Source organism: Synechococcus sp. R8-2, assembly GCF_047461715.1.
GTDB lineage: Bacteria > Cyanobacteriota > Cyanobacteriia > Thermostichales > Thermostichaceae > Thermostichus.
Genome location: NZ_JANSHQ010000354.1, coordinates 1 through 1,688, shown reverse-complemented (window position 1 = coordinate 1,688; position 1,688 = coordinate 1). Strand labels below are relative to the sequence as shown.

Genomic DNA, 1,688 nt, shown 5'->3' with positions numbered 1-1,688 from the left:
ACGAGCGCCGGGAGGATGTCACTCCTCTGTCCAGAAACGCTCGGAAAGATATTTGTCAGCCCCGTCGCAAAAGATGGTCACCACCACTCCAGAGGAGAGCTGACGGGCCACCTCTAGGGCTGCCACCACATTGGCGCCGGCAGAGATGCCCACCAGCAGGCCTTCTTCCAACGCCAAGCGCTTGACCATTTTCTGGGCTGCTTCTGTGGAGATCTCAATGTGCTGGTCAGGCAGAGTGGGATCGTAAATCTCGGGTTTTAGAGCTGTGGCCATGTGCTTGAGCCCTTCTAGGCCATGGAAGGGAGAGTCGGGCTGCATGGCAATGATTTGGATATCCGGGCGATACTCTCGCAGGCGCCGCCCCACCCCCATACAGGTGCCGCTGGTGCCTAGCCCGGTAACAAAATGGGTGACCTGCCCCTGGGTTTGCTCCCAAATCTCCACCCCAGTGGTTTCGTAGTGGGCTTGCCAGTTGGCGGGGTTGCTGTACTGGTCAGGGTAGAAATAAAGCTCGGGGTTTTCCGCATAGAGGGCGCGGGCTTTCTCGATGGCCCCATCGGATCCCAGAGCGGGATCCGTCAGAACCAAGTCCACGCCATAGGCAGCCAGGATCTTCTTGCGCTCTGGGCTGGCGTTGGCGGGAAGAGCCAGCTTGACCTTGTAGCCCAAGGCGGCCCCGATCCAGGCATAGGCGATGCCGGTGTTACCGCTGGTGGCATCGAGGATGATCTTGCCGGGGGTAAGCTTGCCCTGGCGTTCGCCAGCGCGAATCATGTTGAGGGCCGGGCGATCCTTGACTGAACCCCCAGGGTTGTACCACTCTGCCTTGCCATATACCCGTACCGATTCCGGCAAATCGGCAGCAACCCGCCGCAGACGGATCAGCGGCGTCCCCCCCACCAGCTCAATAGGGCTATCCACAGCAGGGAGTAACGGGCGAGAAGAAAATGCAGTCGGATACAAGGGGGATCCCTCGCTAGACAGGCATCGGCTGGACAACCATTGCTCATCTTACCCCGGTCTTTCCGGCCTCTTGGGAGCTTTTTAGTTTCCCCCTCCTGCCCAAGTTCTGGCTAGGCTCCAAGTAGGCTCTAAGATGGGGGTAGAAAAGTGGGATTTTCCCACAGCAGGATGACGCGGAGGGGCATGGCAGAAATTGGGATTGTGACTGCCCAGCAGTTTGATCGGCGACGGGGCCAGATCCATGTCTACGACGGCGAGGGCAAAGGCAAGTCCCAGGCGGCCCTAGGGGTTGTGCTGCGTTCCATTGGCTTGGGGATCGAAAAGGCGGCCCCCAGCCGGGTGTTGCTGGTGCGGTTTCTCAAGGGGCCAGGCCGAACCTATGCTGAGGATGCGGCCATTGCGGCTCTGCAGCGAGGCTTCCCCCATCTCATCGATCAATTGCGCACCGGGCGGGGAGAGTTTTTCGGCCCAGATGAGATCACCAAGTTTGACCGTCAGGAGGCCCGCCGCGGTTGGGATGTGGCCAAAGGGGCTTTGGCGTCGGGGTTTTACTCGGTGGTGGTGCTGGATGAGCTCAACCCGGTGCTGGATCTGGGCCTGTTGCCTGTGGAGGAGGTGGTCAGTACCCTCAAGCAAAAGCCGGAGGCCATGGAGGTGATCATCACCGGGCGCGGCGCTCCCAAGGAAATTATCGACCTGGCGGATTTGCACTCGGAAATGCGCAG

The 1,688-nt window shown here is 60.1% G+C and carries 2 protein-coding genes; one reads left to right on the top strand and one right to left on the bottom strand.

Going from position 1 to position 1,688, the window contains the following annotated elements:
• Positions 1 to 18: 18 nt before the first annotated feature.
• Positions 19 to 963, bottom strand: a complete 945-nt coding sequence (locus NW819_RS08905) for a PLP-dependent cysteine synthase family protein (RefSeq protein ID WP_148202762.1) — start codon at positions 961 to 963, stop codon at positions 19 to 21.
• Between the two features lie 183 nt (positions 964 to 1,146).
• On the opposite strand from NW819_RS08905, the gene NW819_RS08900 reads away from it, so the two are divergent.
• Positions 1,147 to 1,688 (top strand): cob(I)yrinic acid a,c-diamide adenosyltransferase (locus NW819_RS08900; RefSeq protein ID WP_414413530.1); only part of this gene is annotated, 542 nt, incomplete at its 3' end.